Here is a 23,850-nt window from a genome sequence, read left to right on the forward strand (position 1 = left end):
TTTTATCGCGGATTGGTATCGACAATCAGGCGGCTTCGGCCTCCCCTTGCCGTTCGTCGGTATTCGGCTGCAAGCCATTCAGGTAATCGGCCGCGCGCTGCGCGTGCGATGAAGCCGCGAAGATCGCGCGCTTGTCGTTCTTCAGCGCCTTGATCCACGATCCGATATAAGCGGCATGATCCGCTCTCAGCTGAGGCGTGAGATCAAGGTCAGCGCAAACGAAGGCCGAGCCAAGCTCGGCGACAAGCTCTTCCATGGCATAGCCTTCATCGCCAAAGCGTTTGCGTCCGAACTCCCGGTCAAGCCGCGAGCCATGCCGGGTCCAATGGGTCGCCTCGTGCGCGAGAGTCGCGTAATAGCTCTCGGCACCGCGGAAGCTTTCAAAGGGCGGCATCTGCACGAAATCCTGCGAGATGTTGTAATAGGCCATATGGCCGCCGTGCTGGATGGTGGCGCCGGTCGCCGCGAAGAACGCTTCGGCCCGTTCGATGCGCTCGATGCCGTCAACGTGTAGCGCTGGCTTTCCGTAGTAGTGCGAAGGAAGCCCATCGATCTGCTCGACATTGAAAACCGTATAGCCCTTGAGGAACGGGATCGCGCGCTCGGCCTCCTCGCCGGTCGCTTTATCGGTCTCAGTGCGGATCATCTTGTCGGCATAGACGACGAGGCTGCCATGCTCGCCTTTACGGACTTGGGCCTTAAGCTCGCTTGCCTGCTTGTACGTCATCCAGATGGGTGCGGCGTAACCTTCAATGGCCGCCGACCACAGCATCAGGACGTTGATGCCGTTATAGGGAATGCCGTTTGCTCTCAAGGGCCGGGTGATGCGTCCCGCAGTGTGTTCGGCGCTCCACGGCTTGACCCATGGCCTGACGCCTTTCTCAAGCTCCGCCACGATCTGGTTGGTGATCTTCTGATAGAGATCGGTTTTCATCTGCTCTTTCCTAATTGCCGGTTGCGCATGCAACCGGAACTAGGCCTGCGCCAATGAGCGGGGGTTGGCCGTCACAGGCCGGAAAGCGCGCGGGAGCTGGTGCGGGCCGGAGGTGAGCAAAGCGAGCCGACTACACGGCCAGCCGCTTTCCGCCCCCACACCCTTCGTGGGGGCTTGGCCTTGACGGCCTGGGGGCCGCAGGCCCCTTCTTGCGCGAAGGATCGTTACCTGAAAGGCCGAGACCCCCATTTTCTTTTGGGGGGTCGGTAAGCGCAGCGCATAGAGCCTGGTCCGCGAGCGGACGCGCCAACCGGATCGATTCTCACTCTTCCGACTCCTTAAGACGCACCCGCATCACGCGAGGCTAAAGAGCCGGAGGGCGGCACGAACCTCCCCCAAGGTCGTGTCGGTTATCGCCTGCGCCCGTTCGGTACCTTGCTTGACGATATCGAGGACATAGTTCCGTTCGCTTCCGTAGACACGTCGTCGATCCCTGAGCGGCGCCAGGACGGCTTGAAGAACTTCATTCAGCCGGTTTTCACGACGCTGTCCCCAAGACCACCACGCCGGTGACGATCCTTGAGCTCGGCAACGGCAGCTTCGTCCTCATCGAACGCATCGAGATAGGTGAACACGACATTGCCCTCGACACGTCCAGGGTCGGATGCCCTCAGATAGTCGGGATCGGTGAACATGCGGCTCACCGCATCCCGGATCTCGTCCGGCGTGGCGGACAGCGAAATGGCGTTGCCTTGCGACTTGCTCATCTTTGCCTTGCCCCGATAAGTATGGCTTTGACCAGTAGTCGACAATCACAGACAAAGCGTGTTGCAACCAGCACGATCTTCTCAGGAAGTTACTTAGAAATAAGTGCAGATGATGTGAAGCAACTACGCGCGTACTCACGGTGAAGAGAACGGAAGGATCGTTTCGCCAAAAGATTGCTCTTGGTATACCGTTAGGACATGTTCGCCGCTAAAACTGAAACGGTGGCTTTGACGCTATTCATCGTCTACCTGAGTCATAGGATTACGTGAGAGCAGTCCCCACTTCTTACTGCCTTTCTTCCGAGAACCCCGCGCGCCTTTAACAAAATGAGATACTGCCTCGTGTCGTCCTCATCTAAACCGATCAAATTGGCAAGCATATCTATTTCGGTTCATTTCTGAAGTTCAAGCTGCGCCCTCAGAAGGCTCATTGCGCTTCCATCGTAAGCTTCATCTTCATTTTTCTTGAGATGAGCGGTGAGCCACGTTGAAAGGAGCATACCCGCTGTCCCTATAGCGGTCCCCAGTACAACCCAAGCTTCCCCTGCCATGCGCCCCTCCGGTCTTGAGAATCTATCCTAGACCGGCCGCCAAAGGTTGCAAGAACCTATCCAAGAACAAGCTAGGTCGTCGTGGCCGCAACATGCCCCGTTGCCAAAACATGGCTTCCTTGTCGCCATGTCCGTTCCACAACGCTTCCAGTTCATCAGCGTTCTTATAGGCAAAGAAGCCGCAAGGCTCTCCGCGCAGCCAAGCTTGGGCGGACGCTGATAGCGCCTGCCGCTTGTTCAATTTGCGTTTACGAACGGGCGTTAGCGATTGGCCGGCAATGCGGGCGGCGCGGTCTTGCCATCGCCGGCAAGGTCTAGACCAAGTTCGCGGAAGAGACGGGCCACAGCGAGCCGGTTATCGCGTTCAATCGCGACTTCTGTTCTCGCCCTAGGCGTCCCAAAGCGGTCGGTGTAGGTAAGGCCATGGATCTTGATCGCCGCCCGTGCCTCCTCGATCCGGTCGAGAGCTTCGCAAGCCTTAGTCAGCAGAATGACGTGATGTTCGTCTAGGTCAAAGTCGCGCATGACATGCTTGAAGAACTCGCCCGACTCTTTTCGGAGATGTTTGGGCGCCGTACCGTTCGATTCGTCATTAAATTTCCTTTCTCTAAAAATCTTGATTCAACGCGGGACCCCCGCATACGAATTTTCCCATGGGCCGGTTACAGCCTCTCATTTCCTTAAGATCGAAGCCCCCTGACCACACATGGATGACGGTCCCGCTCGCAGGGTGACAGACCGGACTCAAGCGCTACCGAACGCGTGAATCGCGATGAATTTCATACCTTTCAAGGCGCTCAGCGCCAGCCTGTCGCTCACGTTCTCCCAGCCACAGGACCAGCAAAACCTAGGTGAAGATCGTAGCCGCGAGGCCAAAGCAGAGCCGTCGCATACCTTAACAACTACGGCGGCGACATTGCCGTTCCTGTCGCCTTGCATGCCGTGCCGCGAAATCACGTGATTTCTTGATCTACCGCAACCGTCCTCCCACAGCAGCCTCAAGGATGGCGTGATGACCATCGACTACAATGCAGAAGCTGCACGGCATCGGCACGTAGCCGAGGAATATCGAACGATGGCCTCCTGTACACCTGATACGCCGTTACGGCAGGCATATTTGCGGCTTGCCGACGACTATGACCTGTTGGCCAACAACGAGGACAGATTGGCTAGCAATCTCAAGCAGGTGCAGTAAGGCGGCTTCAGCGGCCAGAACCAACTTTCGTCCATTGCGTTATTGGCAATGGACCGCAACGCTTTAACAGCAACTAGCTCAGCCCGAGCGGTACGCTTCCTAGAGGCGCGCCGAACTATCGAGGCATACGACGACCTCAGAGAGGTCATTAGCAGGTTGCGGCGTCACCTGAATTGAGGCCAACGCTGTCGCCCTCCCGCCTTGGACCTGTACGTTCTGCATGTACACTCAGGAGTCCGCGAGCTGTGTCAACTAACGCAATCAGTTCTTCGCCTTTTCGGATTAATTCGTCCCTGTCATCGTCCTCGCGAAGCTGAGCCAGTGTGGAGTGAACGAGCTGGCCAGCGAGTTCAAGGACGCACAATGCTCGTCGGGCATCGTCCTGGGTTTGCAAACTGGATAGGTCCAAGAACCTCAATGAACTAGAAATGTTTTCCAGCCGGCGCGCTGCTCGGCGGCGAACATCGGCCCGATTCGTTGTGGAAAATAGCTCAATCACTTGAGACATTGCCGGCCTGCACAATTACCTACGGTAGCATGAACAAAAATATTTAATCATAGGTTAGCGCCGCGCATCACGCAGCTCGCCAGCATCAACGGGCTCGTCGCCTACCAGCCGGGCTAGCTTCGCCTTTTCAATCGCCAGCTTCGCGCGTTCGGGTTCAACGTTGTGGCCATCGTGTTCGAGTACATCGAGTAGAATCTCTTGGTCCTCGATGTGCCTGCGAAGCTCGCTTATTTGTTGCTGCAATTGCGTACCCTCAAAAAAATAAGCGTACCGTACCGAACTAGGCTTAAGAGGATGTCACCTGCCGAATTTCGATAGCCCGATCAACACCCTTGGCACGCGTCAGGTCTGAGTAAGCAACGCCTTTGTCGCCTGCTTTTTCAATGACCCGCAGAATGGCATTACGAAGCGCTTCGGAATCGCTGCCGACCATGTACTTGGCCGCTCCGTCCTCGATGGTTTCGATAGACCGCTGTACGATTGCATAGCCAAATTCGACGTCTTCGACTTCGACAACCGGCAAGGCAGGATTGCGTGATACGGCCCGAAGCGTCGCCAACTTCTGCGTCTGTTCTGCGGCACGGCCTATGATGCCCTCCTTTTCTGGGTGACTAACCTCCGTTCGGCTTGAGCATTCGCAGCGCGTTCAAGGTTACCAGCACGGTGGCGCCCGGGTCGGGCATCTTGCCGTCCTTAGCAAAGCGTCGTGGTCTGCCGCAGTTCTCTTCATGCCGGCCCCTCGGCACGCAGCGCCAGCCCGGAATCCTTCCGGAAGAGTACGTAGAGGGCCGGCAGCACAAGAAGCGTCAGGATCGTCGAGGAGATGATGCCGCCGATGACGACGGTCGCCAGCGGCCGCTGCACCTCCGCGCCGGCGCCTGTCGCGATCGCCATCGGCACGAAGCCGAGCGAAGCCACCAGCGCCGTCATCAGCACGGGGCGGAGCCGCGTCACCGCACCCTCATGGACGGCCTCGATCACGGGCTTCCCTTCGTGCCTGAGCCGCTCGATGAATGTGATTATGACGAGGCCGTTGAGCACCGCGACGCCGGACAGCGCAATGAAGCCGACGCCCACGCTGATGGACAACGGGATGCCCCGCAGAAGGAGCGCCAACACGCCGCCCGTCAGAGCGAGCGGCACCCCGCTGAACACCAGAAGCGCGTCGGCGAGCGATCCGAAGCTCATGAACAGCAGCAGCAGCACCAGCAGCAGCGCCACCGGAACGACGATGGTCAGCCGCTTGGTGGCCGAGACCAGTTGCTCGAACTGGCCGCCCCAGCCGATCCAGTAGCCGGCTGGCAGCTTCACATTCTGCGCCACCGCATCCTGTGCCTCGGACACGAACGAACCGAGGTCGCGCTCGCGCACGTTGGCCGTCACGACGATGCGCCGCTTGCCGTTCTCGCGGCTGATCTGGTTTGGTCCCGGGGCGGACTCGACGGTCGCAACCGAGGCCAGCGGCACGTAGCGCGGCTGCGCTCCGAGAGCCCCCCACCAGGCCGTCTTCGTGATCGTCGCCGAACCGGGATCCTCGGCTGGCAAGGGTATCGGGATGGCTCGGATGGCCTCGATGTTGCCGCGCAGACGCTCCGGAAGTCGCACGACGATGTCGAACCGTCGGTCGCCTTCGAACAGCTTGCCGACGCTCTTTCCTCCAACGGCGATTTCGACGATGTTCTGGACATCCCCGACGCTGAGGCCATAGCGAGAGAGGGCCCTCCGGTCGAGCTTGACGGTGAGGATCGGCAGCCCGGCAACCTGCTCGGTCTTCACGTCAGTGGCGCCGCGGATGCCGTGGATGACCGCCTGAACCTGCTTGGCGGATCCCTGCAGCGCGTCGAGATCGTCGCCGAAGATCTTGACGCCGACGTCGCTGCGGACACCCGAGATCAGCTCGTTCACGCGCAATTGGATCGGCTGCGAAACCTCATAGTTGCCGCCCGGGATGTCGTTGGCCGCCCTCTCGATCTCCTCGATCAGTTCCGCCTTAGGCTTCTCCGGGTCGGGCCACTCGCTGCGCGGCTTGAGCATGATGTAACCGTCGGAAATCGACGGAGGCATCGGATCGGTGGCGACTTCGGCCGTCCCCGTACGCGCGAAGAACTCCTTTACCTCGGGCAGTTGCTGGATTCGCTTTTCCAATGCCATCTGCAGGTCGAGCGCCTGGGTCAGGCTCGTTCCGGGGATTCGGATCGCTGCCAGAGCGACGTCGCCCTCATCGAGGCTCGGTATGAACTCGCCGCCCATGCGGGCCGCCGCGAACACGCTCGCGCCCACGATCACGACTGCCGCGAATGCGACGACGCCACGCAAGGCTATCGCCCGCTTCAGAAGCGGCAGGTAGATGCGCTTGGCGGCCCGCATGAAGAGGTTTTCCTTCTCCGACACTTTGCCGGTGACCAGGATGGCGACGGCAGCGGGCACGAAGGTGATCGAGAACAGCGCGGCGGCGGCGAGCGCCATCAGAACGGTCAGCGCCATCGGCGTGAACATCTTGCCTTCGACCCCCGTCAGCGTCAGCACCGGCAGATACACCACCGCGATGATCAGCGTTCCGAACAGGCTGGGTTTGATGACCTCGGCCGAGCCGCGGCGGATCGTGTCGCGCCGTTCATTCAGGCTCAGTAGGCGGTCGTTGTCATGCTGCGCTTGGGCAAGCAGACGGAGACAGTTTTCGACGATGATGACCGCGCCGTCGACGATGATGCCGAAGTCGATGGCGCCAAGGCTCATCAGGTTGGCGCTGACCTTCGTCTCGAACATGCCGGTGACGGTCATCGCCATCGACAGCGGGATGACGCAGGCGGTCACCAGAGCCGCGCAGAAGTTGCCGAGGATCAGGAACAGAACCACGATGACGAGGATCGCACCCTCGACCAGGTTCTCCTCGACCGTCTTGACCGTCGCCTCGACGAGATGGGTCCGGTCGTAGACGGTGCGGGCAACGACGCCGTCGGGAAGTGACTTGGCGATATCGTTCAGCTTGGCCGCAACCCGCTGGGCAACCGCGCGGCTGTTCTCGCCGATCAGCAGCATGGCGGTCCCGAGGACCGTCTCCTTTCCGTCGAGGGTGGCGGCGCCCGTGCGGAGATCCTTGCCCTCAGTTACCTGCGCCACGTCCCTGACCCGGACCGGCACGCCGCCGCGCGATCCGATCACAATGTCCTCGATCTCGGCGATGTTCGCGACTTGGCCGGGAGTGCGGACGAGGTACTGCTCGCCGTTTTTCTCGATGTAGCCGGCGCCGACATTGGCGTTGTTCGCGGCGAGGGCCGTCATGACGTCGCGGAAGCCGAGCTTGTAGGCCATCAGCTTGCCCGGATCCGGTAGCACGTGGAACTGCCGTTCGAAACCGCCGATTGTGTTTACTTCGATGACGCCGGGGACGTTGCGGAGCTGCGGCTTGATGATCCAGTCTTGGATCGTCCGCAGATCGCTCGGCGTAAACTCCTTGGCGCCCTGCTTGGCCTCGACCGTGTAGAGAAAGATTTCACCAAGCCCGGTGGCGATCGGCCCCATGGCGACCTCGACGCCGGCTGGTAGCTGATCCTTGACCTGCTGGATCCGCTCGTTGACGAGCTGGCGCGCGAAGTAGATGTCGGTCCCGTCCCGGAAGACGACCGTCACCTGGCTCAAACCGTAGCGCGACAAGGAGCGGGTGTATTCGAGCTTGGGCAGCCCTCCCATCGCCGTCTCGACCGGGAACGTGATGCGCTGCTCGGTCTCCAGGGGCGAATAGCCGGGCGCCCGCGTATTGATCTGCACCTGGACGTTGGTGATGTCCGGCACGGCGTCGATAGGAAGCCGCGTGAAGTTCCAGCCGCCGAAGGCCACAAGCCCGAGCGCGAACAGGACCACAAGCCAGCGCTGGCGGATGGAGAATCCGACAATGTGCTCAATCATGCTCGGCCTCCCCCTTGCCCATTTCCGCCTTCACGACGAACGAGTTCTCGGCCACGTACTTCTCTCCCGGCGACATGCCGGCCCGGATCTCCACGAACTTCTGGTCCGCGTCGCCGAGCTCGACCGGGCGTGCCTCCAGTTTGTCGTCATCCTCGCGCACGAACACGACGGTCTTGTTCTCGAAGGTCTGGATCGCGCCGGCGCGAATGGCGACGCGCACCTTCCGCTCGGCCAACACCAGCCGGGCGCTCACGAACAAACCAGGCCGCAACCGTCCGTCCCGGTTCTGCAGAACCACCCGCGCTACGGCCGTCTGGGTCTCGCTCGCGCCGACCGGCGCGAGGTAGGAGATCGAGCCCTTGATGTCGCCGGCGCCATCGTCCGGATCGATCAGCACCTCGTCCCCGATGCGGACGCGCCTGAGATCCTGACGGTAGATCGACAGGTCGACCCAGATCGTCGAGAGGTCCGCGACGACGAAGGCCGGCTTCTGCTCTGAGACGTATTCGCCCAGCGAGATTTGCCGATCAATGATCGTGCCGCTGATCGGCGACTTGAGGTCGTACACAGTCAGGCTTTGATTGCTCTCGATGGACGCCAGCAGTTCGTCCTTGCCGACGATTTCGCCGATCCGCCTCTTGATTGCGCGTGAGATACCGGGGAAGCGCGGGGTTACCTGGACGACCGTCTCCTGATTGGCTCGCAGCACGCCGTTGAACGACAGGGTCTCGGTCAGGGTAGCCGGCCCGGCTTCGGCGAAGGTAGCACCGGCGGCCGCCAGCTTGACGTCGCTTATCACTATGCGGTCGGCCCCGTGCTCGTCCTTCTCAACGTGCTCGTTGCCCGCCTTCTCCCCCTTGGCCCCATTGCCTCCCTGCTTCGCCGTCTGCTCGGTCGCAGCGGGCGCGTCCTTGGGTGTGAACCAGCGATACCCGAAGGCACCTGCGGCGGCCGCGACCAATGCGAGGACGATTGCGCTTAAATTTCTCATCGTGAGCTCTCCCGCGCCAGAGCGAAGGGATTGCCGACGAGTCCTTCGATCGTGGCAACGGCGACGTGATAGTTCTGCAGCGCCTCTTGCTCGCGCAGACGCGCCTGAGTGACATTGGCCTGTGCATCGAGCACTTCGAGCAAGCTGAAGCGGCCGGCGCCGTAGCCCTGTTCGATCTCGTTCGCGGCCGCCTGTGCTTTCGGGATGCCGGATTCGCGCAAGATCGAGAGCTCCTTCAGCGAGCCCTGGACCGTGTCGTAGGCCCGGCCTGCGACGACGATCAGCGTGTTGCGGCTCGCCTCTCGCTCCGCCCGGGTCTTGGCGAGGCTTTCCTGAGCGGAGAGTATGTTGCCCTGGTTCTGGTCGAACACGGGGATCGGCACAGACAGGGTGAGCCGCACGGCGTCGTCGTTGGTCTCGTTGAAGTGACGCCATCCAGCAGCGAGACGAACGTCGGGGTAGGGTTTCAGCCGCGCCAGCAGGAGTTCGGCATTGCGCTGGGCGTAGATCGCGTTCCACCTAACCAGTTGCGGGTTCGCGTCGATGGCGGCGATCACCGCCTGGAACGACGGCGCCCGGGTGGTGGCATCCAGCCTTCCGGAGACGCCGGCGAATTTCGGCGACGTGTCGCCCATGAGCACCGCCAGTTCGCGGCGGGCGCTCGATAGACTTGCCTTGGTGCGCTCGCGATCGGCCTTCACCAAGGCCGCCGCGACTTCCGCGCGGCCGGTCTCGGCAGGCGATGATGCGCCGGCATCCACTCGGCGCTGCAGCAAGGGCGTCAGGTGCTCCAGAGCGGCGACCTGCTCGTCCAAAATCTGTATCCGCCGCTGCAGTCCGAGCACATTGAGGAAAGCGATTGCCGTCTCCGACAGGATCTGCAGGCGTACCGCTTTGCGCTCGATCGCAGCTCCCTCGACGCCCGCCTGGCCGGCGGAAATCCGTGCCTCGCGCTTGCCGAACAGCTCGAAAAGCTGGCTGATCTGCAGCGTCGTCTCGGCCGACTTCGTGCCACGATAGATGCCTGATCCGAACGAGTTGTCCTGCTCATAGGACAGTTCCGGATTGAGCAGCGCGCCCGCCTGGATGCGTTGACCGCTGGCGATCCCGATGTCGCGCTCGGCGGCGGTCAGGCGCGGGCTGGTCGCGAGAGCCCGCTGCAGCGCCGCCCCCATGTTGAGGCTCTGGGATTGCGACACCGCCGTCAGCCAAGGGCTGACCAGCAATGCCGTCGCGCACGCGAGACGCGTGACGCACTTTGAGAACATGATGAAAACCTGACAATAGACGGAATCAGGGCGCGGCGCGCCCGGCGGTCAGTCTCAGGTCAGGAACTTCGGGGGCGGCGGATCGATTCCGGGCGGCAACCCACGTCTCACGAGCTGCAGCGTGGGTACTACCTTGACGGTGGGCATCAGGGCTACCGCCGCAACTACAGGGGCCGGAACGGAGACGGAGAAACAGCCGTGACAATGATGGTCCGGCAAGGAGCCCTTGTCGGAATGACCGGCGCCTTTTTCGGCGAGCGAGATGACGGATTTGGACGACGAATTCGTGACGTCCAAGTCGCACACGCCGTGCAGCGCGCCAGCGACCAGGTACATCGCCAGCACGATAGTGGTCATCGCACCCCGCAGCGAGCGCGGCAAAACATGGCCAAACTTAAGGGCTGACTGGGCCACTTGGCATTCCGGTTCATCGGCAGACAACCGAGTACCACGCAGTGCAGCGACGTGTCGACCCGCAATATTATAACGTCGCCGAACAACCTGCACGCAATCGCGCGGGGAGGCGGCGTTGCAAGCTGGAGACCGTCAAGCTTCCGGCAAGACAGCGCATCTCGGAACCGTCAGGAAAACTTAAGACGCTGCTGCTTCTATGCAGCAATCGCCCTATAACCCTCGACCGGGAGGGAAGAGATGTACACATCCGAGATGATCCAATACGCAGCGCCGGGAAAAGGGGCCCGAAGCGCCCCTGCAGCGGGCCGTGGAAGGACGGTTGCGGGATCTCTTTCCTCAACAGGATCGGCTCGGCTAGAGGGCCGGCTCGGCGCCCGTCGGTGACGGCAAGCCGGACATCATCTTGGCCGGCTGCTCACCCGAAGTGGTCGCCCTCGACCACAAGGACCCCAGGTCCAGAGCGCTCCTCGCGTATCTAAGGACGGCACGCAAGGCCAAGCTCGCGACCATGTCCTCTAAGCTCGGCTACGATGCGAACCTGGTCAGGCGGTCGATCGAGGGTCTAGTCGAGTCCGGCATCGTCCTCTCCGAGGACGATAGCTTCGTGATGTCCGCCCCCGTGGAGATCGGTGCTTCCGGAGATCGCGACGGTCGAGGCGAAGGCGGGCCGAGAACCGCAAGTTCGGAACGTCCGCGGTCGTCGCACCCGCTCTCCCGTACGAAGCGGCGCGGCCCGACATCGAGGCGCTGAATTCTAGGCTCTTCCGCGCGGCGAAGAAGGCGGGCGACGCCATCGGCGAGCCGACCTACGGCACCGTCGCCACTTCCCACTCTCTCTCGAACATGGATCTGGTGGAGAGGGCGCTCTCGAGTGCGACCGCGGAAGACGCCTCCGGGTGGTATTCGACGTTCGAGTTAAAGAAGCAGCGGCTGCCGACTGACCAAACGCAATTCTAGTTCTCGCTTAGTCGAGTCCAGTCCTCGGATTAATGAGCAAGAAAAAGGGGCCGCTTGATTCACAAGCGGCCCAAGTCCAGGGAGGAAACGCCCAAGGAGGGCAGGATAGCAAAGTGCTACCGCATTGCAATAATACGCCACTGCACTGCACACGCAAGTAGTTTTGTTAGCTGGAGCCCTGTCCATCGAGGGCCGACGGCGGCCATGATGTGGAGATTTCACATTGCGCTTAGGAAGAGAAACTTTTTTGCTCTTGGAAGGGAAAAGAGAGCCCGTTCTGACAAACTGCACACGACGAGAGAGGTTTCAGCTCGGCAACGGCGATGAGCTATGCGGGATTTTGCATAGATGACGTGATCAAGCGGCGTGTTTAACTCGACCCGTTTTGTGTTCCACACCAGAAAGCTATATTGCTGCGGATTGCGGTGATGCCGTTGGCAGATTCGGCCGTGACGGCAATCGACTCTTTCCTCTGCACTATCCGCGCCGAACCAAATGTCGGCAATGCGACGCATGGTGCGCAGACGCAAATCTTCTGCGTTCGGCCCGTCGTTTGCTTCTGTACCTCTGGCATCTGCGATGAGGCGGAACGGTGATGTGTAAGGAGTGGACCTGCTGTCCCTGGTCCCTCCCTCGGTGATGACACCGGATTGCGTGTGGTTCGACACAGTCCGTATCGTCGATACGCCAACCACGCGATTGTTGGGTTTGAGATAAATTTCTGCATTCGAGGCGCTCACCCGATACGGGGCACTTGAAGAAGGTAATTTTCAAGCGGCACGCTGCTTGCTTCATACGCACCGCCGTCGCCCGACGCCACTTCACGGCGCTGGCTGAAAAACGGGAAAACGCAGCGGAGTACATAATGAGATCTGGAGTTCGTTCTTGCGGAGCCGCAATGATTGCGCCCTTCGCAAGCTGCGCAGCCAATTCGGTGGGCTTTGGGCCAGCATTGAAGTTGCCACCACCTCTGTCGAGATGATCGGAAGATATATGGCCACGTAGGTCGGATGATTACTACCGGACGCATTTGCCCACATGGCAACGTCGTCGACCACCGCGTTCTCGTTGCAAGTAATTTTGGTCGACAAGATGGGCAACTGTAGGTGTTCGTCGCTGAGTACGGCTTGATGCGAACGCAGCAACTACCGCCCGGACCTCACTCCGTACTAAGGATTCCGATCCAGCCCGACGCGGCGCCGGCGACGAATAACGATGTTGCGGCTCGTTGCTACTGCACGAAAGCTAGTCCCGCAAGTACCAAAGCTCAGGCCTGAACGCGGCTGAATTGGACAACGCTTGCCCTCTCCTCAATCTGAGTGCTCTGCAATGATATCGCGCGAGACACTCGGGAACGGGGGCGAATCCTTTAAGGCACGAGGAAAATCGGCCGCAAACGGAAGACTTTGCAATTTTCAAGGCGACTTCGAACGATCGATCGAAACGAGCGAGCCGTCGCTGGCCTCGGCGCTCTCTAACCCTTTTGAGAGTTGCACACCCGGCCGTGCGAAGCGCTGCCTGCGCTGGATCGATCCGCGGCCTGTTCTAGCCGTGCTTTTGAGGCACGCGCCAAACTGCTCTTTCGAAGGAAAAGGCTCATGGGAAATCGTTACATGCCACATATCGGCATGGTTGCATTGGCGAGTCAGCAGTATCTGGCGATCGCGTTCATCTATTCGGCCATTCCTGTGATCCTTCGAGGCAACGGCGCCAGCCTCGAATCGGTCGGCTTGTACAGCACGGCATTTTTTGCCTTCACCGTTAACTTTCTTTGGGCCCCGGTCGTGGATCGACGGAGCCTCAACCGTCTCGGACTGAGGCGTTCATGGATCCCGTTGACCCAAGTCGCCACGACCACCGTGCTTGCAGCGATGGCATTTTTGAATCCGAGAACCGATTTTGTGGCGATCTTTCTAGTTTCTCTGGCGCTTGCGACCGTCGCCGCCACACAGCGGATCGCAACGTTGGGCTACATAGCGGAAGCCCTAGATTCCGGCGAACGTCCGCTCGGCGCTGCGCTGCTGGGCTGGGGCAGGGTCATCGGCCACGTGATCGGTGGCGCGGTTTGCCTTCAATTGATCGAGATTGTCGGTTGGCGCCCGGCTTTGCTGAGTTTAGCAGTGGTGTTAGCCGCTTTCGCTGGATGGGTGTTTGCGATTCCTGAACCGTTCCTTTGCAAAGACCTATCGCGTTCGCCGCAGCGCCTGTCTATCTTCGCGATCTTACGTAACAACGGCCTGTGGACGACGGCCGCATTGATCGCGCCCGGCGTTATCGGGATCGCTGTGGCGTTCGCAACGGTGCAGCTGCGGCTCGTTGATCTCGGCTTTGCCGCGGCAGATATCGGATGGATCGGAGCGCTCTCGAACGTAGTGACGTATACTATCATCGCACCGTTGACCAGCGCGATCCTGGCCCGAATGGCGCCACAGCAAGGCTTGATCTGGGGCTGCGCAGTCCTGGCCATCGGATTTGGAGCGCTTTCGGTTATCGATCGTTATGTCGACGTTCGCGTGAGCGCTGTAGGGAGTGTTGGGTTCGTATTCGCGGCACTCGCAGTCCAGCATGTCACATTCACGAATTGGTTTCTCGGACTTGCCCGGCCAGGCAAAGCGGGGACCGATGTCACGTTCCTGACTTCGGTAATGTCGGCTTTCGCACTGGCGGCCTTCGCGCCGAGTGGGTTTATAGCGGCGAGATTGGGCTATGGGGTCACGCTGATAGTGCCAGGGCTCGGCTATGCTCTTTCAGCCTTGCTCGCTGCAGCATTGCTCTGCCAAGCTGCCACCGTAGCGCCTGAGGAGTAACTGGTGATTGGGCGCACGCACTAACCAACCGGAAGCATTTGGAATTCCCAAATCAGGCCGGGCTCCAAACTTCCTGCTGGTGAGGGAGGCCGGCAGGCATGGCGACACCATCTTCACGATAGCGGTTGGTCGCCGCCGTTGACGGCGGCATGTCTTGCTGCGAGCTGCGAAGCACTCTGGCGCGGACACGCCGAGATTCGATCCGCTGGGTGACGCAGGCGCGCAGCACGAAGCCTTGTGGACCAAAAACGCACTCGACATAGTTCGGCAGGAGTTCCCGTCCTTCAGCGTTTCTGTGTGGGACGACCTTTGAATTGCCGGCTTCGCGGCCGTCAACCCCCTACTCCCTGTAGTTGATGAAGTCGGCAACATGATCTTGAACCCCTTCGACAACATCCAAGTCGAGTCCGTCGAGTGATAAGGATTTTCCATCGAGATGATTTCGCTGCGCTCAGGCCCGCTCAGCTTGTCGCCGTCCACGGTCGCTCGTTCGAGTGGCTGGACATTCGCACCGAGACAGTCGCCCAGCTGCGCGATCCAGTGACGCTCGAACGAGCGTGGGTGCCACTGGCTGCGATCACCGTTCCGGCGCAGCCAGAATGGGCGCCGACACATCCCGCAGTGGCGGAGGCCGATCGCCCACTTTGTAATTTTTTCCGTCGCTTCGTTCGTCGTAAAAAATCAGCTTCTCGCACCAAAGCGGACTGTCCTGAACGCCACAAGGTCAATCGCTCAGCCAATTAGCCTGACGACGTAACCAACCGGCTTCACAATGACGTCGATTGCGCCGTTCCGGATACGCACCACATCTCGGACCGCAACCCGCAAAATAGCCCCGGCTATCTCAGACGGGGGCATCCACTCTCGACGAATGTCAGGAAGCCGGTCTTGTTGCCTTGCGGATCGAAGTCATTTCACATCGGCTAGTCCCTAGTCAGCCGTACCCTTTGTGTGGTGATACTGAGCAATTCCATTCTGTTGGGGGGACTTCTGTACCGATTTGCGAGGCTTCTGAAGAACTCACCCACATCCGCCGGTTCAATGGTAAATTCTCCGTAGTTTGGGTCGAAGAGCGTCACTATCTCGTCCGATGCTGATGTCGCAACTAAGTGATGTTCCTGTCGCCCATCGCGCTCGAAAGCCAAGCTGAGCAAATACGTCCTCCCATCGGACACGATCTTGTCCTTCAATTCCAAGAATTGCTCGGTATCGCCGAACGCGTACGTGATACCGTCGTTGGCTGGAAAAAAGCCCGCTTGCCTCAACAAGGTTGCCCGTGCCCTAAAATTGGCTTCAGCGCCTTCTACGCCGTCCTCTCGCAACGATCTAAAGTTATCTTCATACCGTTGTTGAGAGCTGGCCGCCGAGCGGTGCCCGTTCGATCCGCGTGACAGCGCAGTCATTCGTGATCTTGGGCTTTGCGCGAGATTGGGAAGCCATCCAGCCACGAGCCCAACGCAAATGTTTTGGACATTCGCATCGCGCAATTCAGCAGTCCTGTATTGAAACACAGAGGTGCTCATCCTTGCAGGGGAGGATGTACCGTTGGCCAGATTACTTGCGCAGCACCCCATTCCTTCGGGCAGATCCCCAGGCGGTAGATTCCTGTACCGTGCAAGATCGCTAAGTTGTTTATCAAAGCCGTCACTATTGGAATTGTCCAATTCGTCATTCTGGCGCGGAAGAGTTGATGATTGGCCGATTCGATTGTGCATCTCGATTCTCGCCTCGCATGAAGGTTGCACCGTCCCATCACAGCGAATGATAGGCAGCAAGGCTGACGGCGAACTGACGGTGGCAGGTCTTACGAGCTTTGAGCTATACGGGGCCTAGACGACCTGACCGACAACCGCACCATTGGATTTGAGTAACAGCTGTATCAATGCACCGTTTCTTTCCAAGAAACGGCAATGGAGCATTCTATGGCGCGGCAGCCGGTCCTACTGCGTCACAAACGGTGATCTGTGTATCGGTCGAACTTGATCGCACGACAAGGGACATCTGGACGTCGTTCGGACGAGCCCACCGGCCGTTTGCGCCGCACTCAATATTTCGATGCACCGCTAGGCTTACGTGATGCCACTCATGATCCTCAGACAGCCCTCATGCCTTCAGGTTCGCGACGTAACAGGTTGGAGCGAGGGTGCCCGCCCTCGTGAGTGGCTTTGAACAGATCAGCGTGTGCCGATCGAGAGCCATCCGTTTTCCGGCGGATTTCGTCAGCCTCATCAAATTCAGGCCCATCCAATTCCGCGGTTAACGAGACTGCGGAAAGCTGCCGGTCGTGTTCGATCAGCGCAAGGATTGGGTCTTCTTCGGCCGCGCGATAGCCTGCAAGACTTGCGGCCCGACGGCTGGCCCTACTAGCGCGGCTCGGCCAGGTGCGAAGATCCGGACATTTGGCAGATCAACGCTACATGCGCGCGAATGGTCGATCCGACGTCATGACTGGGCCAGTGCAACAGGGATTGAGAGCCGCCTCAGTTATGAAGGGCGGCCTTCACAGCACGAGGCCCCGGTCTGCGAGCACCTGGTGCATTAGCGTGCCCTTGATCTCGCAAGTGATTTCTTTGAGGATCTGGGCTCCGATTTCCCGCTCTGCATCGGCGTCGCCGGTCAGTTGATATTCGGCGAGCCGTTGCGCCAAGCGGCCTTGAAACTCACCGTCCATCGCATCGGCGAGCCGCCTCTGCGTCGCTGCGTGGGCTTCGGGTGCGATGCGATTCACCACCGTCTCCCAGGGCTGCCAGCGGGTTGCCAGATAGTCAGTGAATCCCGTCGCCTCTAGGTTTCGCACCAATATCTCGGCCGCGGCAATGTCGTGCTCTGTGACGTGGGCGACGGCGTAAAAGCGCATGTTGGGGGCGATGTGCCGCAGTTGCAGCGGCTCGCGCAGCTTGACCTGATAGGCGAGATAAACCTCAATCTCATCGACGAAGCGGAGCGAACGGACCTTCTCGCGCGCAATCCCCTCCAACGCGTCCAAGCGGAACATGACGCGACCCTGTTGGAGGAGCTCGTCGAGCCGCCCGTCATAGGCCCCGTCCTCGACATCAGCGTTCAGACGTGCGGTCTGCATGCAGTTCCAGGTCAAAATGATGCGATCTTCGCAAGTCTCGTTCGCTCCGATGGCCAGCTGAAAGTATTGCTCGCGCAATCGCGGCCTCGTCGTTGCATGCCGTAGACCGTCTGCCACCGCCTGCCGGAACGCGGCATCACCATGGTTCACGGTGCCCGGCAGCTGCAACCTGTCGAGAAAGCGTGAATATTCCTGGGCACCCGGTTCATCGGCGAAGCCCTGCCACGCGACCACCAGCGCCGGCTCGTCCTTGAGCCAGGCCGCGACTGCCCCGGCGAGGGGCCGCGCCTGACTTTCCGCCGCTCCGCCGCCCATCGAAAAGAAGACCTGCGGGCCGGCATAGCCCTCGACATTCATGGCTGCCGCAAGGTTGGTTCGCACCCGCTCGGGCAGCGGGTTCTCATCCAGATCAATGGTGCACTCTGAGCCCAGCTGCGTCAGCAGGGTCTCAGGCAGGCTGGTCAGCTCATTGTGATCGGCGTAGAGCGTCACGAGTCCAGCCGGGAGGGTGTTAGGCAAACTGGTCAGCTCGTTACCGCTGATGTTGAGCCAATTGAGCTCCCTTGGGAGGGCTTCGGGCAGCGTCGTCAACCGGTTGCGGCCGGCGTCGAGCTGCCGGATTCCAGCCGGGAGGGTCTCGGGCAAACTGGTCAGCCGGTTGCCGCAGGCGTTGAGCTCCTGAAGCGTCGCCGGAAGGATATCGGGCAGAATGTCCAGCTGATTGTCGTCGACGTTCAGGCGCCGAAGTCCGGCCGGGAGGACGGGCAGGGCGCTCAGCTGATTGCCACTGACGTCGAGACTCTGAAGCGTTGTCGGAAGGGTATCGGGTAGGTTGGTCAGCTGATTGTTATAGATGTTCAGGCATCGAAGTCCGGCCGGGAGCGCGGCAGACAGGGTGGTCAGGGACAGCGATGAAAGATCCAGCGGCGGCGGCTGATCGACATTGACCACCTCCTCGCACAAAGCTCTCGTTCGTCTTACCGCCTCTTGCCGGTTCTCGTGTTCGCCCTGCCCCTCTTCGGCAGCCCAGCCTTCCAAGAGCCCGTGCAGTGACATCTCTCCGGTGGCGGGGGCCTGAGGGTTGGTTGGATTGCCGGCAGGGCTGGAGGCCCGCGCTCTGGTCAAGGCCCCCACCCACTCCGTTGTGGCGCGGGCGAGACCGCATAGGCAACCCTGCCGATGGGCTCGCTCGGAAGCTTCGGGTGTAATGCCAGTGCCCCGCTGGGCCCGCCCTGTGTCCATGAATGCCGCCTCTTAGGTCGCCAAAGGGAACTTGCTTTTCGCATCCGACAGCTGCCGTCGCCGACGGCGACAGTCCGCCGAACACGCTGCCAATTCACCCGCCGGGCAGTTGCAGCCTGAACTTTGCACGTCCGTAGGGAATCTGGGCCGTCGAATCGCCTGATATTGTTAAACGGACCATCCTATTCTCCCCTGCCAGATCGCGGATAGATCAAGCGGGACCGGCCAGTTTCGATAGCCACATTCTGACGCTAAGGAGCTTTGCTGTCGGCAAGCTGACGGGTCTTGAATGAATTTCTTGGGAGAATATCTTTGTGTTCTCCCTTCGATGTCGACCACAATGGCTTCGTTCTCGACGTCTTGTCACTGTGCGTCAGCTACCCTGAAGCCGCCTCGAGTTTTAGTCCGTTGGTGCGCGGGCCGACCACACCGATCGTCACAACGACGATCACCATTGCCCCCGCGATCAGGGCGAACACACCGGTCACACCGTAATCGCGGAGGCAAAACGCGTCAGGAAACCCGAAAACATCGCGCTGATGCGGCTGATCGAATAGACCACACCAATCGCACGGCTGCGCATACGCGTGGGGAACAGTTGCCTTGAGTATTATTCCAATGACCGCCATCGATGAGGCGGATCCCACCACGATCCACTTGCGCTCGATTCGCTCGGCGAATGACATCGAGACCAGCGGTCCAATAGGATTCGCGATCGCGATCACGAAGGAATAGAGCAGACTGTGCCGTGACGTTGATGCCCTTGGCGATCAGGAGGGTCGGAATCCAGCTTGCAAAGCCGCAGTATCCAATCGACTGAAAAAAGTTGAAGACCGGCATCATGTGGTACGGCCTCGATATCGGGATTGCCACTGCTCGGCAAAGCTCACTTTCCGCTCCTGGACCAGGGGAGGATGAGGCTCCGGTGCGGACAAAGACATACCGGTGCGCGCTACGATCTCGTGTTCAAGCCGGGAAACGATCGCGTCCGCCTCGGCAACACGGCCTCTCTGCGCCAGCCAGCGCGGACTTTCCGGCAAACCGAGGCGGATGAACCAGACGGCCACCGCGCCCAGACATCCGATCCAGATGACCCAGCGCCATCCGTCAAAGCCTAGGGGAGCCGTCGGCACGAACCACCAAGCAACCAGCGCGACGGTCGGAACGGCGGAGAATTGTATAGCCTGTAGGGAGGCAAACGATCTCCCGCGCGAATTCGGCGGCACGAGCTCGGTCGTGTAGGAGTCGATCGTAACGATCTCGGCACCGGCGCCGATTCCCGTGAGAAACCAAAAGAAGATAATCCGCCCCGCGCTGTGTTGACAGGCCAGCAAGGCGGCTGCTGCCATATACCAGAGCAGCGCGCCCGTGAAGACGGCCCGGCGCCCGAAGCGATCGGCCGATTGGCCAAACAGGAGCGTTCCGACGAACAGGCCGGCAAACATGGCGGCCACGAAAGCACCCAGTCCGGCGAAGCCGAAGAAATTCGTAGTCGAGGTCGTGAAAATTCCGCTTCTGACGCGGCCTGGTCCGATGTCGGCAGTGAAGAAGATGTCGTAGATTTCGAACCAGGCGCAGAGGCCGACCATCAAGACGAGCTTCCAGATCGGCCGGCTCATCGGAAGACGGTCAAGGCGCGCATTGATCATAGCCGCAGCCGATGGGTTATCGGTGTTCAAAGCCCTCACTCCGCTGCCATCCGCGGGTGTTGCGGTCGTTCGTGTCGCCGGCCCATGCATGCCTTTGATCATCCCTCTGCCTCGACTTGTTTTCCTTGTTCAGCACGCATGACCTACGGCATTACGACGATGACTTGTTCCCTTGCCAGCCTCTCGATCTCGCGCGCGTCGAAGCCGGCATCGATCAAAATCTCGTCTGTATGCTCACCTAGACGTGGCGGTTGGCGCGCCAATCCAGGTCGCTCGCGTTCCGTGCCGAATTCGATGGGCATGGCGGGAAGTCGCGTCATCTCTGTTGTGCCTTCGGCCGTGTGGATCGCAACATCTATCAGCCCGCCATGACTGGTCAGATGTGGATCGTTGAACAGGTCCGTCGGCTTACCGACTGGCGCCCAAGAGACGGACGCGCGTTCGCAACGTGCGGCAATCACCGCCTTCGAAAACGGGGTAAGCGCTTCCTGCACGGCGGGTATGAGCCAGCTGCGATGGCTCGCCCGCATGACATTGGTGGCGAGTTCAGGATTAGCGCCGAGGGCGGTGAGCCCGAATTCCTCGGTGAACCGGTTCCATTGCTTGTCGCTAGTGACGCCGATGAAAATCTGATCGTCGCTCGTGTTGAAAACGTCGTAAATGGCCCAGGCATGGTGGCGCTCCGGCATGGGTTTTGGCGGGTGTCCACTCGCGACCGCGCCGGCCATGTGTGTGACCATGAAGAACGCCGCGCTCTCGAACAGTGCGCTGCTGATCCGTTGGCCTCGACCGGTCGCGTCGCGCTCGCGAAGCGCTGCGAGTGCGGCCGTGGCGCCGAAGATTGCGCCTGCGATATCGTTGACGGAAGCACCCGCGCGTAACGGCCGCCCCGCAGGACCGGTCATATAGGCGAGCCCCGCCTGAAACTGCACAACCTCATCGAGCGCCGGCCGCTGCTCGTAGGGACCCGTGAGGAAACCTTTGAGCGCCAGATAGATCAGACGTGGATTGATCGCTTCCAGGTCAGCATAGCCGCATCCCAGCCGCTCCATCGTGCCGGGCGCGTAGTTCTCGATGACGATATCGGCGTCCTTCACCAGCCGATGGACCGTCGCGCGTCCCTCGCGATGCTTCAGGTTGATCGCGATACTGCGCTTATTGCGGTTGAAGCCGGCGAAGAAACCTGCGCCAAATCCAGGCAAACGGCGCGTGTGGTCGCCGTCAGGCGCAGGCTCGACCTTGATCACATCGGCTCCGAGATCGGCTAGTATCAAGCCAGCGCACGGCCCCATGATCGTGTGGCTGAACTCAAGGACCTTCAGTCCCATAAGCGGCTTAGCGGACACCTGTCGCTTTGCTCCGAAATGAATTGAGGCTTCCGGCGTGGAGTAGCTCGCTCGGCAGGTTGTGGCCGACGATCTCTTCCGCCATCCGTCCGACTTCGATCAGCGCGTCGAGGTCGACGCCCGTACTGATCCCCATCTCCTCGCAAAGCAGCACGAGCTCTTCGGTGCAGATGTTGCCGGCCGCGCCCTTGTGCGCGGCGAAGGGACAACCGCCCAATCCGCCGACAGTCGAGTCGAATTTCGTCACTCCCATGCGCAGGCCCGCCATCGCGTTGGCGATCGCTAGCCCGCGGGTGTCGTGAAGATGCAGCGTGATCCGCTGATGAGGCCACCTGTTTCGCACCTCCCCGAGCAGCTTTTCGACGCGTAGCGGCGTCGCCCAGCCCATCGTATCCGACAGGGAAATGTTGCCGATCGCGACACCGCATTCATCGGCAATGCGAAAGCCGTCGCGAAGGGCAGAGATCACCTGCGCCGGTGTGACATCGCCCTGGAAATTGCAGCCGAACGCCGCCATAACCCCGATCCGCCGCACCGGAACGTTTTTCGCCAGATGGAGGAGGGTCTGCTTGCGCATCGCTTCCAGGTTTTCCGCGTGGCTGCGATGCAGGTTCTTGCGGGTGAACGCATCGGAGGCGGACAGCGCAACCGACCCGAAAAGCGTCAGCTTGTCCGAATGTGCCAGGGCCCGATCGAGACCCTTGTCGTTGAACCAGAGCCCGACATAGTGAACACCGGGGGCCGGCCGAAAGCCGGCGGCAACGTCATCGGCATCCGCCCATCCGGGCACGAGGCGAGGATTGACGAAGGAACAAACCTGGATGTGGCGAAGCCCGGTTTCCGCCAAAGCCTCAATGAGGCGAATCTTGTTCGCGGAGGCAATCGGTCCCGGTTCGATCTGAAAGCCTTCGCGCGGGCCCTCCTCCTGGATCTCCACTTCGTTTGGCAGGTCTGCCATCTATCCTCGCTCGGCGCAGTCGCGACCGCGGCCGCGACTGCGTCTCGATTTCTGCGCTGAGCACAGGATTGCCGCCGTGTTCCTCTTTCGTCCAATACTGATTTGACGGCGTTACCCATATGATTCTTAAATACCAGGATGGATATCCGACAGCTTCGCTATTTCATCGCAGTCGCCGAGGAGCTGAACTTCAGCAGAGCTGCACGCCGTCTCAATCTCAGCCAGCCTCCGCTCAGCCTCCAGATCAAGGCCCTCGAGCATGAGGTGGGCGCGCCGCTCTTTCTGCGCCAACGCCGCGGCGTCGAGTTGAGCCAGGCCGGACAGATCCTGCTTGAACAGGCGCGCGAGGCGCTTGCTAAGCTCGATCAAGCGATGAGGACGGCGCAGCGGGCTGCGCGCGGAGAAGTGGGCCTGCTTCGCATCGGCTATACAGGGTCAGCTCCCATCCACGCGTCGTTCTCGAAGATCTTGCGATATTTTTCGCAAAGCTATCCGGAGATACACCTCGAGCTGCTTCATGCTTCCACCAGTGAACAGGCCGAGATGCTGACCGGCCGGCGGCTGGATCTCGGATTCCTCCGACCCTCCCCGACATATCCGCTCCCCAAGAACGTAACCGTTCGCCGGCTCTGGTCCGACCCGCTGGAGTTGTTTGCACCGAAGGGGCATCCGCTACTGCGCGCGCGCGGCGCTATCGCCGTGCAGGCGCTTAAGCCGCTGCCGTTCATCTTCTTTGCAAATGCCAGCCGACGAGGATTGAATGGCCATGTCGTGCATCTCTGCGGAAGCGCGGGGTTCACGCCCAAGGTGGTTCAGGAAGCCGAGGACGGCGGTGCCATTCTGGGCCTTGTCGCCGCGGGCTTGGGGGTTGCCGTGCTGCCGAAATGCTACGGCAAGATCGTCGTGAGCGATGTCGTGCGGCGCCCTCTGACCTCGGCTGAAGCCAAGAGCGATCTCTACCTCGCCTACAATCAGGACCGCGCGTCCGATCACCTGATGCGATTTGTGACGCTCGGGTCCAGTACGGTCACAGCGGACTGAACCCATCTAAACATCAGATAGACCATATCTGTTAGGTTTGCTAGACTGAAGGCTTGCCGTTTTGCTGGTCCAAGACCGGAACGCGACGTAGTTTGAGCCCGCGTGATCACAACAGGCTACGGAAGTGTAGTGAAGACAGGCTTCGAGCCCCTAATTCTTGCGACACTTGGCTCTTTGCTCTTGTTATCATCAGCCTTTGCGGGCTGATGACCTTCAGTTCTCCAAACTCGCCTTCAA

Annotated in this window: 19 protein-coding genes; 4 read left to right on the forward strand and 15 right to left on the reverse strand. The window is 60.4% G+C overall.

Annotation, left to right across the window (positions count from 1 at the left end; genetic code table 11):
* Positions 1-25 precede the first annotated feature (25 nt).
* The 3 genes from ACNJX9_RS36265 to ACNJX9_RS36275 all read right to left on the reverse strand — a co-directional run bounded on the left by ACNJX9_RS36265 (position 26) and on the right by ACNJX9_RS36275 (position 2,777).
* Entirely contained in the window at positions 26-934 is a 909-nt protein-coding gene (locus ACNJX9_RS36265) for an ArdC family protein (RefSeq protein WP_439406899.1), read from the reverse strand.
* A gap of 527 nt (positions 935-1,461) precedes the next feature.
* The gene (locus ACNJX9_RS36270; protein WP_057742479.1) at positions 1,462-1,701 is read right to left on the reverse strand and encodes a hypothetical protein; all 240 of its coding nucleotides are present in this window, start codon (positions 1,699-1,701) and stop codon (positions 1,462-1,464) included.
* Positions 1,702-2,513: 812 nt separating this feature from the next.
* Complete coding sequence (locus ACNJX9_RS36275) at positions 2,514-2,777, reverse strand: P27 family phage terminase small subunit (RefSeq protein ID WP_439406902.1); 264 nt, start codon at positions 2,775-2,777, stop codon at positions 2,514-2,516.
* A 487-nt stretch (positions 2,778-3,264) separates the two neighbouring features.
* On the opposite strand from ACNJX9_RS36275, the gene ACNJX9_RS36280 reads away from it, so the two are divergent.
* The gene (locus ACNJX9_RS36280) at positions 3,265-3,447 is read left to right on the forward strand and encodes a hypothetical protein (protein ID WP_157083376.1); all 183 of its coding nucleotides are present in this window, start codon (positions 3,265-3,267) and stop codon (positions 3,445-3,447) included.
* A gap of 562 nt (positions 3,448-4,009) precedes the next feature.
* Here the strand turns inward: ACNJX9_RS36280 and ACNJX9_RS36285 are convergent.
* From ACNJX9_RS36285 to ACNJX9_RS36310, 6 genes are all read right to left on the reverse strand, one after another.
* Positions 4,010-4,198 carry a hypothetical protein gene (locus ACNJX9_RS36285; RefSeq protein WP_439406904.1) on the reverse strand — a complete coding sequence of 63 codons (189 nt, stop codon included), beginning with the start codon at positions 4,196-4,198 and terminating at the stop codon, positions 4,010-4,012.
* Positions 4,199-4,241: 43 nt separating this feature from the next.
* Positions 4,242-4,514 (reverse strand): hypothetical protein, encoded by a 273-nt coding sequence (locus tag ACNJX9_RS36290; protein ID WP_439406905.1) that lies wholly within the window; start codon positions 4,512-4,514, stop codon positions 4,242-4,244.
* A 167-nt stretch (positions 4,515-4,681) separates the two neighbouring features.
* Complete coding sequence (locus tag ACNJX9_RS36295) at positions 4,682-7,861, reverse strand: efflux RND transporter permease subunit (RefSeq protein ID WP_439406906.1); 3,180 nt, start codon at positions 7,859-7,861, stop codon at positions 4,682-4,684.
* On the reverse strand, positions 7,854-8,852 hold the full coding sequence (ihpB, locus tag ACNJX9_RS36300; protein ID WP_057742501.1) for a divalent metal ion exporter adaptor subunit IhpB: 999 nt from the start codon (positions 8,850-8,852) through the stop codon (positions 7,854-7,856). Before ihpB ends, ACNJX9_RS36295 begins: the two co-directional genes overlap by 8 nt.
* Positions 8,849-10,120, reverse strand: a complete 1,272-nt coding sequence (gene ihpA, locus ACNJX9_RS36305) for a divalent metal ion exporter subunit IhpA (RefSeq protein ID WP_439406908.1) — start codon at positions 10,118-10,120, stop codon at positions 8,849-8,851. Before ihpA ends, ihpB begins: the two co-directional genes overlap by 4 nt.
* A gap of 54 nt (positions 10,121-10,174) precedes the next feature.
* The gene (locus ACNJX9_RS36310) at positions 10,175-10,534 is read right to left on the reverse strand and encodes a hypothetical protein (RefSeq protein WP_439406910.1); all 360 of its coding nucleotides are present in this window, start codon (positions 10,532-10,534) and stop codon (positions 10,175-10,177) included.
* Between the two features lie 2,555 nt (positions 10,535-13,089).
* Here ACNJX9_RS36310 and ACNJX9_RS36315 point away from each other — a divergent pair.
* Positions 13,090-14,298, forward strand: a complete 1,209-nt coding sequence (locus tag ACNJX9_RS36315; protein ID WP_439406912.1) for an MFS transporter — start codon at positions 13,090-13,092, stop codon at positions 14,296-14,298.
* Positions 14,299-14,712: 414 nt separating this feature from the next.
* Positions 14,713-15,042: a hypothetical protein gene (locus tag ACNJX9_RS36320; protein WP_157083379.1), complete on the forward strand. Its 330-nt coding sequence runs from the start codon at positions 14,713-14,715 to the stop codon at positions 15,040-15,042.
* Positions 15,043-15,221: 179 nt separating this feature from the next.
* Here ACNJX9_RS36320 and ACNJX9_RS36325 read toward each other — a convergent pair whose 3' ends face one another.
* The 6 genes from ACNJX9_RS36325 to ACNJX9_RS36350 all read right to left on the reverse strand — a co-directional run bounded on the left by ACNJX9_RS36325 (position 15,222) and on the right by ACNJX9_RS36350 (position 22,572).
* Complete coding sequence (locus ACNJX9_RS36325) at positions 15,222-16,013, reverse strand: YopT-type cysteine protease domain-containing protein (RefSeq protein ID WP_439406914.1); 792 nt, start codon at positions 16,011-16,013, stop codon at positions 15,222-15,224.
* A gap of 785 nt (positions 16,014-16,798) precedes the next feature.
* Complete coding sequence (locus ACNJX9_RS36330; protein WP_439406916.1) at positions 16,799-18,433, reverse strand: NEL-type E3 ubiquitin ligase domain-containing protein; 1,635 nt, start codon at positions 18,431-18,433, stop codon at positions 16,799-16,801.
* Between the two features lie 563 nt (positions 18,434-18,996).
* On the reverse strand, positions 18,997-19,305 hold the full coding sequence (locus ACNJX9_RS36335; protein ID WP_439406918.1) for a hypothetical protein: 309 nt from the start codon (positions 19,303-19,305) through the stop codon (positions 18,997-18,999).
* A gap of 153 nt (positions 19,306-19,458) precedes the next feature.
* The gene (locus tag ACNJX9_RS36340; RefSeq protein WP_439406920.1) at positions 19,459-20,298 is read right to left on the reverse strand and encodes an MFS transporter; all 840 of its coding nucleotides are present in this window, start codon (positions 20,296-20,298) and stop codon (positions 19,459-19,461) included.
* Between the two features lie 113 nt (positions 20,299-20,411).
* The gene (locus ACNJX9_RS36345) at positions 20,412-21,596 is read right to left on the reverse strand and encodes a CaiB/BaiF CoA transferase family protein (RefSeq protein ID WP_439406921.1); all 1,185 of its coding nucleotides are present in this window, start codon (positions 21,594-21,596) and stop codon (positions 20,412-20,414) included.
* Between the two features lie 7 nt (positions 21,597-21,603).
* A complete protein-coding gene (locus tag ACNJX9_RS36350; RefSeq protein WP_439406922.1) occupies positions 21,604-22,572 on the reverse strand; it encodes a hydroxymethylglutaryl-CoA lyase in 969 nt (322 codons plus the stop codon).
* A 138-nt stretch (positions 22,573-22,710) separates the two neighbouring features.
* On the opposite strand from ACNJX9_RS36350, the gene ACNJX9_RS36355 reads away from it, so the two are divergent.
* Positions 22,711-23,613 carry a LysR substrate-binding domain-containing protein gene (locus ACNJX9_RS36355; RefSeq protein WP_057742525.1) on the forward strand — a complete coding sequence of 301 codons (903 nt, stop codon included), beginning with the start codon at positions 22,711-22,713 and terminating at the stop codon, positions 23,611-23,613.
* Positions 23,614-23,850 lie beyond the last annotated feature (237 nt).

Source organism: Bradyrhizobium sp. BLXBL-03, assembly GCF_051853015.1.
In the GTDB taxonomy this organism is placed as follows: Bacteria; Pseudomonadota; Alphaproteobacteria; order Rhizobiales; family Xanthobacteraceae; genus Bradyrhizobium; species Bradyrhizobium manausense.

Coding starts and splice junctions, on each gene's coding strand:
- ACNJX9_RS36330 (WP_439406916.1), bottom strand. CDS start 18,433: ATGTCACTGCACGGGCTCTTGGAAGGCTGGGCTGCCGAAGAGGGGCAG.
- ACNJX9_RS36315 (WP_439406912.1), top strand. CDS start 13,090: ATGGGAAATCGTTACATGCCACATATCGGCATGGTTGCATTGGCGAGT.
- ihpA (WP_439406908.1), bottom strand. CDS start 10,120: ATGTTCTCAAAGTGCGTCACGCGTCTCGCGTGCGCGACGGCATTGCTG.
- ACNJX9_RS36265 (WP_439406899.1), bottom strand. CDS start 934: ATGAAAACCGATCTCTATCAGAAGATCACCAACCAGATCGTGGCGGAG.
- ACNJX9_RS36295 (WP_439406906.1), bottom strand. CDS start 7,861: ATGATTGAGCACATTGTCGGATTCTCCATCCGCCAGCGCTGGCTTGTG.
- ACNJX9_RS36270 (WP_057742479.1), bottom strand. CDS start 1,701: ATGAGCAAGTCGCAAGGCAACGCCATTTCGCTGTCCGCCACGCCGGAC.
- ACNJX9_RS36335 (WP_439406918.1), bottom strand. CDS start 19,305: ATGTCATTCGCCGAGCGAATCGAGCGCAAGTGGATCGTGGTGGGATCC.
- ACNJX9_RS36325 (WP_439406914.1), bottom strand. CDS start 16,013: ATGCACAATCGAATCGGCCAATCATCAACTCTTCCGCGCCAGAATGAC.
- ACNJX9_RS36350 (WP_439406922.1), bottom strand. CDS start 22,572: ATGGCAGACCTGCCAAACGAAGTGGAGATCCAGGAGGAGGGCCCGCGC.
- ACNJX9_RS36355 (WP_057742525.1), top strand. CDS start 22,711: ATGGATATCCGACAGCTTCGCTATTTCATCGCAGTCGCCGAGGAGCTG.
- ihpB (WP_057742501.1), bottom strand. CDS start 8,852: ATGAGAAATTTAAGCGCAATCGTCCTCGCATTGGTCGCGGCCGCCGCA.
- ACNJX9_RS36280 (WP_157083376.1), top strand. CDS start 3,265: ATGACCATCGACTACAATGCAGAAGCTGCACGGCATCGGCACGTAGCC.
- ACNJX9_RS36345 (WP_439406921.1), bottom strand. CDS start 21,596: ATGGGACTGAAGGTCCTTGAGTTCAGCCACACGATCATGGGGCCGTGC.
- ACNJX9_RS36275 (WP_439406902.1), bottom strand. CDS start 2,777: ATGCGCGACTTTGACCTAGACGAACATCACGTCATTCTGCTGACTAAG.